Source organism: Priestia sp. P5_B4, from assembly GCF_056400385.1.
Map to the genome: position 1 here is coordinate 1 of NZ_JBFULJ010001154.1, position 994 is coordinate 994.

Consider the following 994-nt stretch of genomic DNA (forward strand, 5'->3'; position numbering starts at 1 on the left):
GTTATAACCCAACTCATCGACAGTCTCAAATCCGTAATACTCCTGCCCTTTTATAATATTCAAGCCTTCGGTCAAACCATCTAAGACACATATGATTTTTATAAATTCAATTTCTTTATTTTTTTCACTCATACTTCCACTCTCCTACTCAAAAAATTCCGTATATTCAGAATTATATCGTTTTAAAAAGTGTTACTCCATACGCCAATCGACCCTATTAAATTAAATATCGATGTTTTTATGCAAAAACTGCAATCTCCAAAATCTGGATATGTACAAGAGGCCCATAAAAAAGAAGCTTTTGTTCAATTGTTCGAAGTTGAGATAAAAACTATTGTAGAATGGTTTGTGCATTGTTGGAATAAGGCAGATGGAAAGAGCATTAAGTCACCTGCCATTTTAGTTTTCATGATTATGATCCATGCTATAATTTACATAAAGACAAATGGATTACTGATGGGGATAAATGGGATGATTTAATTATGTTTTTATTTTTTTAAAAAATAAAAAATACTTACCAAAAAGGCTGTTATTTAAAAGAAATAACAGCCTTTTTTTCATTGGAAGTCATTAAGTCTTCAAATCGACTTAGTACTTCTATACTTAACTCTGTAATCTCTGTACCTTGTTTTCTAACTCCAACTTTAATACAGTTAACCTTATTTAACATAGATAATCGATGTTTCAATTGTGAATCAGACAAGAAATAAGGAAGCATTTTTTGTATAATACCTCTTCCTACACTTGTTTCTTGCTTTTTATAAATTGTTAGTATTTTTAATATGGCTTTATAATCTTCTGCGAAACTGCCTCTTTTTAAAAAGATAATAGCCTCTTCGATCTCAGACAATGAATCATTTGCTAAATTAGAAGTCTCTTGAGATAACAAAATTTGATCTGGCATATGATCTTTAATTACTTTATTTCCTTTCACAATAACCATTAAATAATGAATATAGTCAATACATAAAGTTCCACCATGTAAATATAGTAC

Annotated in this window: 1 protein-coding gene and 1 pseudogene; one reads left to right on the plus strand and one right to left on the minus strand. The window is 29.4% G+C overall.

The features are described 5' to 3' along the window. Positions 1–240: 240 nt before the first annotated feature. A complete protein-coding gene (locus tag AC1DRF_RS29550; RefSeq protein ID WP_279621323.1) occupies positions 241–480 on the plus strand; it encodes a hypothetical protein in 240 nt (79 codons plus the stop codon). A 49-nt stretch (positions 481–529) separates the two neighbouring features. Here the strand turns inward: AC1DRF_RS29550 and AC1DRF_RS29555 are convergent. Further along, positions 530–994 (minus strand): annotated as a pseudogene (locus AC1DRF_RS29555) (hypothetical protein); the annotation flags it as partial.

Bases quoted from the DNA above. Each gene is read 5' to 3' on its own strand.
- AC1DRF_RS29550 (WP_279621323.1), top strand. From the start codon at position 241: ATGCAAAAACTGCAATCTCCAAAATCTGGATATGTACAAGAGGCCCAT.